The organism is Sphingobium sp. FG125, from assembly GCF_057809795.1.
Genome location: NZ_JBMDKQ010000023.1, coordinates 1 through 13447 on the forward strand (window position 1 = coordinate 1; position 13447 = coordinate 13447).

Here is a 13447-nt window from a genome sequence, read left to right on the forward strand (position 1 = left end):
AGCGATCAGTTCCGACAGTGGACCTTGCGCCAAACGGCGGATGTCATCGTCCATCAGATGATTATACTGGCTTGGCATTCCAAGATCCTCTTCGACTGTCCGGGCGTTCAGCCCGTAACTCGTGATTTGTCAGTTGAATTTCTTTACGTTCAACGCCCTGATCGGCTGCCCAGGCATTGACCGGTCTATCGCAACCTTAATGAACAGCGGCATGACGAAAATATCCTTCATGCATTATGTTCGAACGAGCCCATCGTTTCGCGCAATTTGAAAGCCCATTCCGTAAGTTCTGCCATGGACGGGCCCAGGGCTTTGCCCATTTCGGTCAGCGAATATTCAACCCTAGGCGGCACTTGGGGGTAGACCGTGCGAGCGATGATGCCGTCCTTTTCAAGCTGCTTGAGCTGCTGGATCAACATCTTCTGATTCACGCCTTCAATCCGCCGCTCCAATTCGGAAAATCGAACGGGTGCTTTGGCGCCGAACAACTGGCAAATGATAACGATCTTCCACTTTCCCTCCAGCAACCGCATGGCGTCTCGTGTGGCAGCGGCCCAGACGAGTTGCCGTTTCGGGTCGGTGCAGTCCCAGTCCCGTGTCATTCATACTTACCTTTTAGTGGGCTTCACACTTTTAGGTGGGCTATTGCTGATCAAGGTACTAAAGACTAAACTCCGGTGTAAAGCAATAATGATTGAGCAGAGGATACCGAATGGAGATGGGCATGATCGGCATCGGTAGCATCAGGAGCGCACTGGCGCGCAGGCCCCGCGCAGCAGGTCGAATCGATTCGAAAATTCGATCGAGTGACCGAAATGGCTGATGACAAAGTCGAAGATACAGGTGTCAATTTGACCATTGTTGAACGTCTCCAGCGACTTGAGGACATTCAGGACATAATTCGCCTCAAGGCGCGTTACACTGAACTTGCCGACAGCAGCGCCGAAGCACCGCACACTGGCGAGGAAATTGGCGGGCTTTTTACCGAGGACGCAATTTTTCATATCGTGCCGACTGGTGCTCCACCATTGATCGGATCGGCTGCGGTCACTGAGCGGTTCAACGACGCCACACTATACCCCTATTCCTATCATTTACTCGGCAACCCCCACATCGAAGTGGATGGCGATAGCGCGAAAGGACGATGGCATGTGGTCGTGGCGCTTAACCGGCGCGACATGGGCGCGATGTGGACGACGGCCTTCTATGAGGATGAGTTTGTTCGCACCGCATCGGGCTGGCGGATCAAAAGCCTGCGATGCACAGCCTCTGCCTTCGCGCCATTCGGGCAGGGGTGGTGACTGAGCGAGACTGATATCATGTGTCGCGCACTGTTTTCGGGTAATTGGGCAAGGTGCCGCGTTCGATCTGCAACAGCATAGCAAATGAGTTTGAGGAGGATCAGAAAGTGCGTTTTAGTCTATCAGAGACAATGGGTCAGTATCAGGACTGGCTGGAGATGGGCGCTGCCGCTGAGGAAGCCGGGTTTGATGCCTTCTCCGCACCGGACAGTGTGTTCTATCCTGACAAGACAGATTCCATCTATCCATATAATGAAACCGACGCGATCCGAAAATATATCGAGAACACGGCCTTTATCGAGCCGATGGTCGCCTTCGCCTGGATGGCGGCGAGGACCAGCAAGCTGCGCTTCTTTCCCAATGTGATGAAGTCGGCATCGCGTGCGCCGATCCTGCTTGCAAAGCAGATATGCTCTCTCGCGGTCGTTTCGGACAATCGCTTCATCTATGGCGCCGGCATCGGTCCCTGGGAAGAGGACTTTTCTTATAACGGGCTGGACTGGAGCAAGCGCGGTGAGCTTTTGGATGAATCTATCGACATTTTGAAGGGGCTGATGACCGGCGATTTCTTCGCCTATGAGGGCAAACACAACAAGTTCGGGCCAATCAAGATAAATCCGGCGCCGACCCAGCCGGTGCCCATCGTCATTGGCGGCCATTCGAAGCCGGCCTTACGCCGTGCTGCCAAGATGGGCGATGGCTGGACCGTGGTGAACATGGACTATGAACCCATGAAGGCCATGATTGCCGAACTGCACGAGCTTCGCCGGTCCTATGGTACCGATAACAAGGACTTTCAGGTCCACGCCCGGCAATATAATGTTCGCACTGCCGAGCAGGAGCGCCCCGACCTTGGCGCGTACCGGAAGTTCGAGGATATCGGTGTGACCGATTATTGCATCGTCCTGTTCCCGACGCCGGATGTTCCGCTCCAGACGAAACTCGATACGATCAAGCGGTTTGGCGACGAGGTCATTTCGAAGCTTTGACGAAGGCTCACTCCAGGTCCGTTTAACAGATATCGCTATCAGAATAGTACCTGACGGACATCAGCCGCAGGTATCGAGGGAGAGAATGGTGATGAAGGTGCTCGATGCACAGGAACTGCTGCAAATCGCTCAGGACCGAACCGGCCTGTCCGACTTTGGACCCGATGATTTCCGCGAGGGACTCGAAATGCTCGTGAACGGGATCAATGCCGATGTGGACGTGCGCCCTGATCGCGTAGTGCATCTGCGCGAAAATATCCTGCGCCTGCTCGTGAATCGGCTATGGTTCCAGAAGGATCTTACCGAGCATCCCGAAATTCTCGACGAAGTCATCGACGCACCGATCATCATCACGTCCATGCCCCGCACAGGCAGCACGAAATTGCAGCGGCTGCTTGGGGCATCGGGAGATTTCCAACTGGTCGAATATTGGAAGGGCCACATGTTCGCGCGCATTCCCGGCGCGACCGATGGCGGTCGGGAGCAGCGGATCGCGGAAACGCGGGCCTATGAAAAATGGCTTTACGAAGTATCGCCGGACATGATCACGGGCCATCCGGTATTTACAGACGAGGCCGAGGAGGAAATGCAGCTTTTTGAATATGCTTTCCGAACGGGTGCAATGATGGTCTTTGGCTCGCCATCCTATTTTTCATGGCTGCTGCAGGCCGATCCGGCACCGGCCTATGATTATCTGAAAATGCAGCTGCAATATCTACAGTGGCAGAATCCGAACGATCGCAAGAAGCCCTGGCTTTTGAAGACGCCGATCCATTTCGGGCTGGAAAGGCAGCTGAACCGGATTTTCGACAATCCCCGCTTCATCGTTACCCATCGCGATCCGATCAAATGCGTGCCATCCATCGCAGTGATCGCGCATAATTGGCACCGGCTGTACGCGGACGTGGAGCCCGATTTAAACGGGGGCGCGGCACTGACGACCTATTATGGCCAGTCCGCCGACGACCATTTGAGCTGGCGTGACGATGATCCCGACCTCCAGATCCTAGACATCCCTTTTTCCGACATCACCTCGAACGATGAGGCGGTTGTAAGCCGCATCTACGAAGCCTTTGATTTGCCACTAACGGAGAAAAGCAAGCAGGGGATGCTTGACTGGTCCGAACGCAATCCACGCAACAAACATGGTGGTCATTCCTATTCGGCCGAGAAATTCGGAACCACGGACGAAGTGATCCGCAACCGTTTTTCCAGCTATTATGACCGTTTTGCTCCCTTGCTGGCGGGATAGGGGAAGGCCATGAGTGACCTCGATCGGCGGCTGGCGGAGATAGAAGCGCGCTTCGCGATAGCAGACATCGTACATAAATTCTGCCGTGCCGCCGATCGCAGCGACCTTGAGGCCATTCCGTCGCTGTTCCACGACGGGGCTGTGGACAATCATGTCTTTTATGAAGGTGATGTGGCCGGGCTGGTCGAATGGATGCGCGAGCGGCATCGCGATATCCTGAATGCTTCGCACAATGTCAGCAATATCCTGATCGAATTCGCCGGGCCGGACCGCGCGCTGGTGGAATCACGGGTAACGGTATGTCTTCGCTATTCGGCGGTGGGCACCGCGGCATTCGCCAAGGCCGCCGGCCTCGCTATCGCGGGCGATCGGCCGGTCGATATTCTGTCGTTCGGGCGCTATGTCGATATATTCGAGCGGCGGTACGGTGTCTGGAAGATCGCGTCGCGAACAGCGGTGCCCGACCAGCACCTGGCGTTGGAGGTGCCCGAGGGAACAGGCATGGATTCCCTTGCCCTCGTCAGGCCGCGCCGGGATCAGGATGACCTTGTTTTTCGATTACGCCGCGAAGTGGGCCTGTCCTGACCCACGGCCAAAACATTTTAAGATTCAATGGAGACACACATGAGCAGTAATGGTCCCGATATTGGTCTAGCCACCGCATGCACCAAGGATACCATCTCGCCACCGGTTCTGGGCCAGTGGGCTGAAGCAAACGGCTTTGAATCGCTGTGGTTCGGTGAACATTCCCATATACCGGCCGGTCTGAAGTCCGAGCGTCGTAGCTACAAGGAAATCCCGGAGAGCTTCAAGGAAATGTACGATCCGCTGCTATCGCACATGGCCGTGGCGGCTGTGACGAAGACGCTGAAACTGGGCACCTCCATCTCGATCATCACTGAACACCATCCGATCAGTCTGGCGACCAGGATCGCAACGCTCGATTATTTTTCAGGCGGGCGCTTTATTTTGGGTGCGGGCGCCGGATGGAGCGCCGAAGAGATGGCCGATTATGGCATAGCATTCGAAGACCGTTGGAAGTGGGTGCGCGAAAGTGTTCTGGCGATGCGGGAGATATGGGGCAACGAAATCGCCGAATTCCACGGTGACATGGTCAATTTTCCGCCAATGTGGTGTGGACCAAAACCCGTTAAGGGCGGCAAATTGCCTGTCCTGATCGGCGCTTACACCAAATTCGCCTTCCCCCGCATTGCCGAATATGGCAACGGGTGGATTCCGGTCGACCAGAATGATGCCATGCCCGCTGCCGTGGCCGCCCTTCGCGAATATATGACGAGCAACGGCCGCACGTTCGAAGAACTCGATCACACGGTCATCACTCACCATCTGGGCATGTTCGACGGTGATCCGGATCGCCTCAAGCGGCGGGTTGAGGAACTGCACGCGATGGGTTTCAATCGCGTCCTGCTTCAGCTGCCATCGGTAGCTGCCGACACACAATGGCAGACATTGGAAACACTGCACAAGGTCGCGCAGACGTTCGCCTGAACACGATAGAGACCGAAACTCAAGGAGACTGATCATGACCATTGTTCAACGCGGCACGGGATCACGCGAAGGAATTATCGATGCTGATGTGGATGCGCTTTGGGCGCTGGCGACCGACTGGGGCGTGATGGACTGGTGGGGCAACGAGGTTGAGGAAGCTGGCATGAAGGTCAACAAATGCTATCTCGAAGGCGAGAAGGGCAGCGTCCCGCGCACCAAGGTGATCGAACGGTCGAACACCGAGGAGGGCGGCCTGCCGATCGTCAACCGCGAAACATTGATCCACGAGGATGCCGTCGCCCGCCGCCTGTTCTACAATGGCACCGACGGGTTCATTGAGGGTGTTCGCAACTACATCGCGACGTGGGCATTCGATGCGCTTCCCGATGGCAGGACGAAAATGCATATTTCGTCGGTGTTCGACGTCGTTGAGCCGGGTAATGTCGATTATGTCCGCATGGTCGTGGAAGCTGTCTACGAGATGATCTTCAAGGGCTTTAATCAGCACTTTGCGAAGCAAAAATCGGCCGCCTGAGAGTTGCGAACTTTTTTTTGGGAAGAGTGCGATGCAGGTAGATTATGATATTATCGTGATTGGCGGGGGTGGTGCCGGACTGTCGGCTGCCTATCACGCCGCCAAATTGGGCGCTTCGGTCATGCTCGTTGAGGCTTCGTCGAAACTGGGCGGGGCGACCGCCTTGTCGAGCGGCGTCGTCTATGCAGCAGGAACCAGCGTCCAGGCGGATGCCGGGATCTTAGATTCCGCCGAAGACATGTATCAATATATGATGACGCTCAACCAGTGGTCGATAAAACCGGCCCTGGCGAAGCGCCTGTCGGAAGCCGGCGCTTACATTATCGACTGGCTCATTGAACTGGGCAATGAATTTCCGCCGGAACTGGTCATGGAATCAGGCGTAGGCGGATGCGCGCGCGGGCATCAGGCCCTTGGCAGCGGTTATGGCATTGTACAGTCGCTGATCAATGCCGTCGGTGCGCTGGGCGTTGAAGTTGCGCTGGGTTCGCGCGTTTCGGACCTGCTGATCGAAGATGGCCGTGTCGTTGGCATTCGTTCCGGCGAGGTCGATCTGCGCGCCCATGCAACCATCATTACGACTGGAGGCTTCGCCAACAGCCCCGCAATGATCAAGCGGCTCTGGCCGACGGCGGCGTCTCACGGCACGCGTCTCACGTCTTTTTACGCCGACTCGCCCTACAATATGGGTGACGGCATCCTGCTCGCCGAGCGCGTTGGCGCGAACATCACCGGAATTGACAATGGTCTGCTGGTGCCTTCGCCGAACTTCCTGCCGGATTTGTCCTATACCTTACCGGAATGGGCGATGGTTGTGAACCGTGACGGGAAACGGTTCATATCGGAAAATGCCTCCTATGCGGTATGCGGTTATCTGGTCAACGAACAGCCAGAGATGCGTTGTTTTGGGATCTTCGACGAGTTGGCCCTTGTCGAAGCCTGTGCCGACGACAGCGTATTCAAACTTTATATCAACGATCCCGGATCGGACAGCTGGCGCGTCAGCGTCATTCGTGATCAGGTTGCCAAGGGAAGGGTCAAGGTGGCCGACACGATCGCGGAGCTCGCGAAAAGATCGGACATTGATCCGGTAAATTTGGAAATTTCGGTCGAGCGCTACAATCAACTCGTGGATCAGGGGGAGGATAGCGATTTCTTCAAGAAATCGGCAAAATTCTATCCCATTCGCACCGGCCCCTTCTACGCTGTGGAGATACGCGCTTCTTCGATAGTTTCGTGCCACGCGGGTCTGGAAATCGACAATGATGGCCATGTCCTGGACGGTAGTGGTGACGTGATTCCGGGACTCTACGCGGGTGGCGAGGTTCTGGGATGTACTTTAGGACGCCGGTATATCGGCGGTGGCATCGGGGTCGCCAATGCCCTTACCTTTGGGCGCGTGGCCGGAGAGAGTGCAACAAGAGAGCGCGTCATGGAACCAGCTTAGGTCGGTGCCAGGTACCCAATAGGTCGCGCGCCTTCTATGCCTTAAGCGCCGTTACCTAATCGGGAAAGGCGGCGGCCGCATGGCCGCCGCCGCACGCCGCCAAGATATCCAAAGCCTGGCGATATGCTACGTCCCTGGAAGGATTGCAGCAAGGTCATCGATGCCTTGCCAGCCGCAGATGATGACGGGAGCATCTCGATCGAAGCGCTGGGTTTCTTCCTCACGCACAACATTATGCATGACACGGTCGGCTTCGGTACAAGCGAATTCCTCGACGCCGGCGAAAATTTTCTCGTTGCTACCTTAGGCGGTCAGGGTATCAATCAGCGTGTCGCTGTTGCAGACGAAGACACGCGCCGCCATCTAGCCAGGCAAGAGGCCCGCCTCGCGATAGCTTCCGATTGCCGAATCGTAAATCGAGATATCTGAACGGCTTCTCGCCAAGAGTTGCGCACCACAAATGGCGGCAAAGATAGCCTGCGCCCTCCGCTCACACTCCTCGGCGGCAATAAGGGAAGCCGCAGAAAGTTGGCGCCCGATCCACGCGATATTGACGTCGGCAAAGGCTTGCACCTCCTTTGCCACAGCGTCGGGCAAATCATCATATTCGGCTGCCATGAAACTGCCGAGACACATGCGGTTGTCGTTCTCAAGCGCCGTTCGGAAAGTGTCGGGATAGCAGCGAAGACAAGCTATCGGGTCCGGCGTTTCGTCGGACAGCGCTTCAAGGGCAGTTGCCGCATTCTCCCTATAGCGCCTTGCCACCGCTGCGCCGAGATCGGCCTTGCTGGGAAAATAATAGTGGATGCTTGCCGCCTTGATCCCAACCTCCTTTGCAAGATCGCGAAAATTCAGTCCGCCATAGCCATGTGCCTGCGCCGATCGCGTGGCGGCATTCAGGATCGCCTCCCTGGTGTTCATACTCATCGCAATATCCTCGGAGCTCCCCCCTTGCCTGTCAATCAACAGATAGTCGTTGACGTGGCGATCATGATAGCCATACTGAAACTATCAACTGGCAGGTAGACGAATTGTCATGAAGATTCACGATATGGCTATGGGGCCTTATCCCGCGCGGGTGCGCATCGCTCTGGCCGAGAAGAACATGCAGTCGCGGGTCCGGTTCGTGCCGGTCGATCTTCTCAAAGGCGAGCATAAGACGCCAGAATTCCTGGCAAAAAATTATTCCGGCACCTTGCCGGTCCTCGAACTCGACGACGGCACGTTCATCGGCGAATGCACGGCCATCACCCAGTATCTGGATACTCTGGACGGCCATCCCACGCTGACCGGAACGACGCCCCTGGAGCAGGGCCTGATCCACATGATGACGAAGCGCGCCGAACTGGAAATGCTCGATGCCATCAGCATCTACTTCCACCATGCCACTCCTGGCCTGGGGCCGGATGTCGAACGATATCAGAACGAGGAGTGGGGCCTGTATCAGCGGGACAAGGCTCTTCGTGGTATGCGCTACTTCAACACCATATTGCGCAATCAGCCATTCGTTGCCGGAAATGCATTTTCCATGGCGGACATAGCCGTTATCGCGGGCCTGATCTTTGCAGGTTTGCTTGACGTGGCCGTGCCCGCGGAATGCGACGCGCTAGTGACGTGGTATGACAAGATGCAGGAGCGCCCGAGCGTGAAAAACCGGATTACCATGTCTGACACAATGACAGCGTAGCCTTAGCATATATTCTCCGGGAGTTGCGTAATCGCGCCGGCCCGGAGCAACACGGCGGCGGCCTCGCGGTTGGCTTGCGCTATTTGTGAGTCGGACGTCGTTTGCGCCATGACGATCGCCCCCTGAATGAGCGACAATATCTGCAACACCGTCTTATCCGGCTCACTCAATGCCATTGGCGCGATGAGGTCAGCGACCAGGTCGTGTAGGCTTTGGAAATAGGCGGCGATCGTCGCCTGCACCTCTGGAGAGTCGGCGTCCGGGCCAAATTCCGCCAGGCCCCTTACGAATGGGCATCCACGAAAGGGTGCCGTCTGGAACGATCCGCCAAGTGCGTCAAAGATCGCCAGGACGCGCTCGACCGGTTTCAGTTCGGGCCGGTCGGTCGCGTTCGCGAGCATTTCTAGCCAGACAATGTTTTTGTGCCGGAGATAATCCGCCACCAATCGGGACTTGGAGGGGAAGTGCTTGTAGAAGGTCATCTTGGCAACGCCGCTTTCGGCGATGATCCGATCAATGCCGACGGTATGGACGCTGAACCGGTAGAATAAATCCGACGCGGTTCTCAGGATGCGCTCTCGCGGAGGGAGTGCGGCGAAAGCCTGATCGTCGAGATTGATCGTTTCCTGCATGCCGCGGCTCCATTTTCCACCTGGCCCTGAACGATGTCGAAGCATGACCAGAGCGCCTTGTCGATTTTATATTTGCATAGATAGACAGGTCTGTCTATGTCTACGTCACCTACAAACGAGTCGATGGGATCTGGAATGAGCAAGAAAATAATTGTCGTGACCGGCGCAAGCAGCGGGTTCGGGAAACTCACCGTGCTGGAACTGGCCCGGCGTGGACATACCGTCATCGCGACCATGCGCGACGTCGACGGGCGCAACAGCCAGATCCGCGACGAACTGATCGAGGCCGCAAAGGCGGAAGGCAATCCGCTGCAGGTGCTGGAGATGGATGTCACCGAGGACGCATCGGTCCAGTCGGCGATCGACAGCATCATCGCGCAGCATGGCAAGATCGATGCGCTGGTCAACAATGCCGGGCTGATGCCGATCGGGGTGACCGAAGCCTATACGATGGCCGACGTCGAAAGGCTGTTCGCGGTCAATTTCTTTGGTGCCATCCGTACCGATCGTGCCGTGTTGCCGCATATGCGCGCCGCTGGCAGCGGACTTCTGATTCAGGTCACGTCGTTGATGGGGCGGTTTACCATCCCCTTCTTCGGCATCTATTCCGCGAGCAAGTTTGCGCTCGAAGCCCTGGCCGAAACCTATCGCTACGAATTGTCCCCCTTCGGGATCGATTCAGTCATCGTGGAGCCGGGCCCGTTCCCCAGCAATCTCATTTCGTCCAGCCCTGAGCCGTCGGACACGGGCGTGCTCGCATCCTATGGTGACGTCGCGGCGATCCCTGGCCAGATCAAGGCCGGTTCCGACCAGTCGCACGATCCCGCCAATCCGCCACGCCCGCAACTCGTTGCCGATGCGATCGCACATTTGGTCGAAGCGACTGAGCGGCGCCCCCTGCGCACGGTCGTCATGCCAGACGGTCTGGATTTCGGCGTTGCCGCGATAAATGAAGCCGTTGCGCCCATCCAGAACGGGGTCCTCACCGCCATGGGTATGGAACATCTGATCTGAGAGTCGGACAAGATCGGCGGGCAGGGCCCGCCGATCTTTTCCCAACTCTGTCAGCCACTTTGCTGACAGTCGGACACCCGCTCTTTAGAAATTATATTCTACGCGCATTCCATATGTGACAGGCTTAGCTGCGCTGAAATATGTTCCATAGGGCTGGCTTGTCGTCCTGATGAGCGTATATTTCGTGCCGAATACATTGTCGGCATATAGCCCAAGCCGGATGCCCGTGCCGGGGGGGCTTACATAGCCAGAGATGTTGGCGACGGTGTATCCCTTCTGCTGATCATGACCCAGTTGTCCGCCAGCGCCTGGCCAGAACAGGAAGCGTGAGCGATATTGGGCAATGCCGGAAAGACTGGCTTCCCAGCCGCCAATGTCGAAGCTGTAGCGGGCGTTCAGCGACGCAGTTACCCTCGGTGCGTGCGGCACTCGTGTTCCCGACAGGTCCATCGAGCAAGGATATAATGTTGCGCCTGGTGCCGTAGGATTGGAGGTGCCGGTCGGATCGAAACACACCTGCGAGGCATTCGGGTAGCGGAGATAGTCGGCATGCAGATAGCCGAGCGACGCGCCGAGCTGTACACCGCGTACTGGATCGCCGTTGATTTCGAACTCTACGCCATAGCCTTCGGTCGCACCTGCATTCTGTGTGACGGTCCCGGATCCGGTGGCATCAAGGATCTGCGTCTGTAGCCCCTTATTCTTATAATAGAAGGCCGACAGCGCGGTCCGCAGCCTGCCACCGAATGACGATGTTTTTACGCCGACTTCGTGATTGAACATTTTTTCCGGGTCGACGGGCGTTCCGGGAAACGGCGCGGCGGAGGAAAATCCGCCTGCCTTGAAGGCGCGCGTATAGCTGTAATATATGTTCACGGGGCCGTTGTCCCAGGCAAGGACGAAGCGCGGCGTGAAGGCCTCGAACGAGGCTGACCTGGTGTAGGCCGCCGGCGCGCCGAACAACTGGAAGCCCGGTCCATTGGTTACGGATATCCGCCGCTTGTCATGGGTGTAGCGCCCACCAGCAATCACCTTGATCTGATCCGTAATCTCATACGTTCCTTCGAGGAAAGCGGAGATGGAATCTGTCGTCAGGCTGTTGAAGCTCGCCGGGTAAGAGCCCGTTGCAGCAACGGAAAAATCATAGGCCGAACCGTCCAGCTGGATGTCCAGATGAGGCTTGTCGTGAAGATAATTGACACCGGAGATGAACGAAAACGGCCCATCGAAATTGGATGTCAGCTGAAATTCCTGCGCAAAGGCCTTTCCGCCATTTCTCAGCACATTGAAGAAAAAGACCGGCGCTTGCGTGAAGTCATTGTCGGCTCGCTGGACGCTGATATTATTGAAGTAGGTCGTCAAGCTTGAGAGGTCGACGCTGCCCAGGCTGAGTTTCGCACGAAGATCAGCTTTAAACAGTCGATTATAATAGGGCGTAGGCGCGTTTTCCCCGGCCTCATAGAAGCTGGATTTGGTTTGACCGGTCGTCTGGCAGACATAGCATATCGGCGCGCCATTACCGAGTTGATCGATGAACTCGAACGCGCGGCTCCTTTGCCACTCGACTCCGCCATATATTTCAAGGTTATCGGTCGGCGTCCACCTTGCGCGCGCGCGCAAGGTGTAATTATTCTGCTGGCCCAGCTTCGTACCATCATAATTGGTAATATAGCCGTCCTCTTTCCTCAGTCGACCGGCGACACGAATGCTGAAGGTGTCGGAAACCGGCACATTCAGCATTCCGTCAATCTGCCTGTGATCGAAGCGGCCATATTCCGCCATCACACGGCCCTCGAATTTGTCAGTCGGGTTCGCGCTGTTGAGCAGAAGTACGCCGCCCGTCGCATTGCGCCCGTATAATGTCCCCTGCGGCCCACGCAGAACTTCGATCTGGCCGGGATCTACCATGTCCAGAAGCGAATTGAGGCCGCCGGCACGCGGCAGATATGCGCCGTCGAGATAGATCGCGACCGGCGGTTCAAGGCCAGGCGTGGTGAAGGGAACGCCAATGCCGCGGATGAAAAGCATCGTGAAGCCGGTCGCGGCTGCAAGGTCAGTGCCTGGCATCGCCAACTGGATGTCGCGAAGGTTGCGCAGGCCGAGCTGCGTTGCGCTTTGGGGCGAAATGGCCGTGATCGCGATCGGAACATCCTGCAACCGCTGGGACCGACGCTGTGCGGTCACGACGATTTCGCCTACCTGCCCGGCAGGCGCAGCACTATTGGTCGGCTGCGCTTGCATCGGATCGGCGGGCGTCTGTTGGCCCTGGGCCGGCGCGGCAATCGCCAAACCGACAAGAGCCATAGAGGTGCCGCAGAAAAACGTAGATTTGGATATGGTCATCATTTTAATCCCCTCCTTATGTTATCTGTCCGACGTGCTTGTCAGATCCTTACATGCCCTGTAAAATTGGCAATGGGGCTGTACCTTGGAAGCTCCTGTGAAGTGCCATCGCCGATGTCAGTATCAGGCGGCGCTGATCAACATGGAGCGCCCTCCAAGTTCCCCGCCATTCCAGAAATCCTTTCCTGTGCGAACTTCGCCGCTGTTTAACAAATAATATTGTGCTTGCTCAGGTCGCCGGAAATGTAACGCTTTCCAACGTATTACGGAGATTCTCTAGTTCCTGCGCACCAAGCTGACGTGCAGCCCTTATTTTGCCAGTCACACTACGCGCTTTAACTTCCAAGGCGCGGCCTGGCGGCGCCACATCCACGAGCACGCGACGTTCGTCTGCCCGATTACGGGTCCGCGTCACCAACCCCGCAGCCGCCAGGCGCTTCAGCAGCGGCCTAATCGTGCCGGTATCCATGCCGAGGCGAGCGCCGATCGATCCCACGGAAAGAGGCGCACCCCTTAAAAGCTCCGGCATCACGAGACATCGGGGGAATGTAAGGCATCGCGGTTCTAGACAGGGCTTGCGCATGAGCGCCATGCTGTTCGCCGCCCGGCAGAGCGCGAAACATAGTTCGATATTGGCGCTATGTTCGACCAACGATAACCTGCCGTGCGCGTTTATAGAGTGTGCATGGTACACAAATACTAAATACTAGGCAAGGGGAGGCGGGAGCGACTGGCGAA

The 13447-nt window shown here is 56.8% G+C and carries 15 protein-coding genes; 10 read left to right on the plus strand and 5 right to left on the minus strand.

What is annotated here, in order from left to right:
* Window positions 1-180 (plus strand): hypothetical protein (locus ACODSR_RS17820; RefSeq protein WP_489077958.1); only part of this gene is annotated, 180 nt, incomplete at its 5' end.
* A 47-nt stretch (window positions 181-227) separates the two neighbouring features.
* Here the strand turns inward: ACODSR_RS17820 and ACODSR_RS17825 are convergent.
* A complete protein-coding gene (locus ACODSR_RS17825; RefSeq protein ID WP_224551326.1) occupies window positions 228-602 on the minus strand; it encodes a winged helix-turn-helix transcriptional regulator in 375 nt (124 codons plus the stop codon).
* 213 nt (window positions 603-815) lie between these two features.
* Here ACODSR_RS17825 and ACODSR_RS17830 point away from each other — a divergent pair, with 213 nt between their 5' ends.
* The 7 genes from ACODSR_RS17830 to ACODSR_RS17860 are packed head-to-tail and all read left to right on the plus strand — an operon-like array spanning window position 816 to window position 7033.
* Complete coding sequence (locus ACODSR_RS17830) at window positions 816-1301, plus strand: nuclear transport factor 2 family protein (RefSeq protein WP_489008830.1); 486 nt, start codon at window positions 816-818, stop codon at window positions 1299-1301.
* A gap of 53 nt (window positions 1302-1354) precedes the next feature.
* Window positions 1355-2290: a TIGR03619 family F420-dependent LLM class oxidoreductase gene (locus ACODSR_RS17835; protein ID WP_489077959.1), complete on the plus strand. Its 936-nt coding sequence runs from the start codon at window positions 1355-1357 to the stop codon at window positions 2288-2290.
* A complete protein-coding gene (locus tag ACODSR_RS17840) occupies window positions 2262-3542 on the plus strand; it encodes a sulfotransferase family protein (protein ID WP_489077960.1) in 1281 nt (426 codons plus the stop codon). Before ACODSR_RS17835 ends, ACODSR_RS17840 begins: the two co-directional genes overlap by 29 nt.
* 9 nt (window positions 3543-3551) lie before the next feature.
* Window positions 3552-4127, plus strand: coding sequence for a nuclear transport factor 2 family protein (locus ACODSR_RS17845; protein ID WP_489077961.1), 576 nt, complete (start codon window positions 3552-3554; stop codon window positions 4125-4127).
* Window positions 4128-4166: 39 nt separating this feature from the next.
* Window positions 4167-5051, plus strand: coding sequence for a TIGR03619 family F420-dependent LLM class oxidoreductase (locus ACODSR_RS17850; protein ID WP_489077962.1), 885 nt, complete (start codon window positions 4167-4169; stop codon window positions 5049-5051).
* Between the two features lie 34 nt (window positions 5052-5085).
* Window positions 5086-5586: an SRPBCC family protein gene (locus tag ACODSR_RS17855; protein WP_489077963.1), complete on the plus strand. Its 501-nt coding sequence runs from the start codon at window positions 5086-5088 to the stop codon at window positions 5584-5586.
* A 31-nt stretch (window positions 5587-5617) separates the two neighbouring features.
* Complete coding sequence (locus ACODSR_RS17860; protein WP_489077964.1) at window positions 5618-7033, plus strand: FAD-dependent oxidoreductase; 1416 nt, start codon at window positions 5618-5620, stop codon at window positions 7031-7033.
* Window positions 7034-7396: 363 nt separating this feature from the next.
* Here ACODSR_RS17860 and ACODSR_RS17865 read toward each other — a convergent pair whose 3' ends face one another.
* Window positions 7397-7960: a TetR/AcrR family transcriptional regulator gene (locus tag ACODSR_RS17865; RefSeq protein ID WP_489077965.1), complete on the minus strand. Its 564-nt coding sequence runs from the start codon at window positions 7958-7960 to the stop codon at window positions 7397-7399.
* Window positions 7961-8069: 109 nt separating this feature from the next.
* Here ACODSR_RS17865 and ACODSR_RS17870 point away from each other — a divergent pair, with 109 nt between their 5' ends.
* Complete coding sequence (locus tag ACODSR_RS17870) at window positions 8070-8720, plus strand: glutathione S-transferase (RefSeq protein WP_489077966.1); 651 nt, start codon at window positions 8070-8072, stop codon at window positions 8718-8720.
* Window positions 8721-8722: 2 nt separating this feature from the next.
* Here ACODSR_RS17870 and ACODSR_RS17875 read toward each other — a convergent pair whose 3' ends face one another.
* Window positions 8723-9352, minus strand: a complete 630-nt coding sequence (locus ACODSR_RS17875; protein ID WP_489077967.1) for a TetR/AcrR family transcriptional regulator — start codon at window positions 9350-9352, stop codon at window positions 8723-8725.
* Between the two features lie 135 nt (window positions 9353-9487).
* On the opposite strand from ACODSR_RS17875, the gene ACODSR_RS17880 reads away from it, so the two are divergent.
* Complete coding sequence (locus ACODSR_RS17880) at window positions 9488-10366, plus strand: SDR family oxidoreductase (RefSeq protein ID WP_489077968.1); 879 nt, start codon at window positions 9488-9490, stop codon at window positions 10364-10366.
* Between the two features lie 84 nt (window positions 10367-10450).
* Here ACODSR_RS17880 and ACODSR_RS17885 read toward each other — a convergent pair whose 3' ends face one another.
* Both ACODSR_RS17885 and ACODSR_RS17890 read right to left on the minus strand, forming a co-directional pair.
* Window positions 10451-12712 carry a TonB-dependent receptor gene (locus ACODSR_RS17885; RefSeq protein ID WP_489077969.1) on the minus strand — a complete coding sequence of 754 codons (2262 nt, stop codon included), beginning with the start codon at window positions 12710-12712 and terminating at the stop codon, window positions 10451-10453.
* Window positions 12713-12938: 226 nt separating this feature from the next.
* A complete protein-coding gene (locus ACODSR_RS17890; RefSeq protein ID WP_489077970.1) occupies window positions 12939-13301 on the minus strand; it encodes a MarR family winged helix-turn-helix transcriptional regulator in 363 nt (120 codons plus the stop codon).
* Between the last annotated feature and the right edge of the window lie 146 nt (window positions 13302-13447).

What these genes read in the sequence shown, in the direction of transcription:
- ACODSR_RS17845 (WP_489077961.1), top strand. Translation starts at nt 3,552, where the DNA reads ATGAGTGACCTCGATCGGCGGCTGGCGGAGATAGAAGCGCGCTTCGCG.
- ACODSR_RS17870 (WP_489077966.1), top strand. Translation starts at nt 8,070, where the DNA reads ATGAAGATTCACGATATGGCTATGGGGCCTTATCCCGCGCGGGTGCGC.
- ACODSR_RS17825 (WP_224551326.1), bottom strand. Translation starts at nt 602, where the DNA reads ATGACACGGGACTGGGACTGCACCGACCCGAAACGGCAACTCGTCTGG.
- ACODSR_RS17830 (WP_489008830.1), top strand. Translation starts at nt 816, where the DNA reads ATGGCTGATGACAAAGTCGAAGATACAGGTGTCAATTTGACCATTGTT.
- ACODSR_RS17865 (WP_489077965.1), bottom strand. Translation starts at nt 7,960, where the DNA reads ATGAGTATGAACACCAGGGAGGCGATCCTGAATGCCGCCACGCGATCG.
- ACODSR_RS17855 (WP_489077963.1), top strand. Translation starts at nt 5,086, where the DNA reads ATGACCATTGTTCAACGCGGCACGGGATCACGCGAAGGAATTATCGAT.
- ACODSR_RS17880 (WP_489077968.1), top strand. Translation starts at nt 9,488, where the DNA reads ATGAGCAAGAAAATAATTGTCGTGACCGGCGCAAGCAGCGGGTTCGGG.
- ACODSR_RS17885 (WP_489077969.1), bottom strand. Translation starts at nt 12,712, where the DNA reads ATGATGACCATATCCAAATCTACGTTTTTCTGCGGCACCTCTATGGCT.
- ACODSR_RS17860 (WP_489077964.1), top strand. Translation starts at nt 5,618, where the DNA reads ATGCAGGTAGATTATGATATTATCGTGATTGGCGGGGGTGGTGCCGGA.
- ACODSR_RS17875 (WP_489077967.1), bottom strand. Translation starts at nt 9,352, where the DNA reads ATGCAGGAAACGATCAATCTCGACGATCAGGCTTTCGCCGCACTCCCT.
- ACODSR_RS17850 (WP_489077962.1), top strand. Translation starts at nt 4,167, where the DNA reads ATGAGCAGTAATGGTCCCGATATTGGTCTAGCCACCGCATGCACCAAG.
- ACODSR_RS17890 (WP_489077970.1), bottom strand. Translation starts at nt 13,301, where the DNA reads ATGGCGCTCATGCGCAAGCCCTGTCTAGAACCGCGATGCCTTACATTC.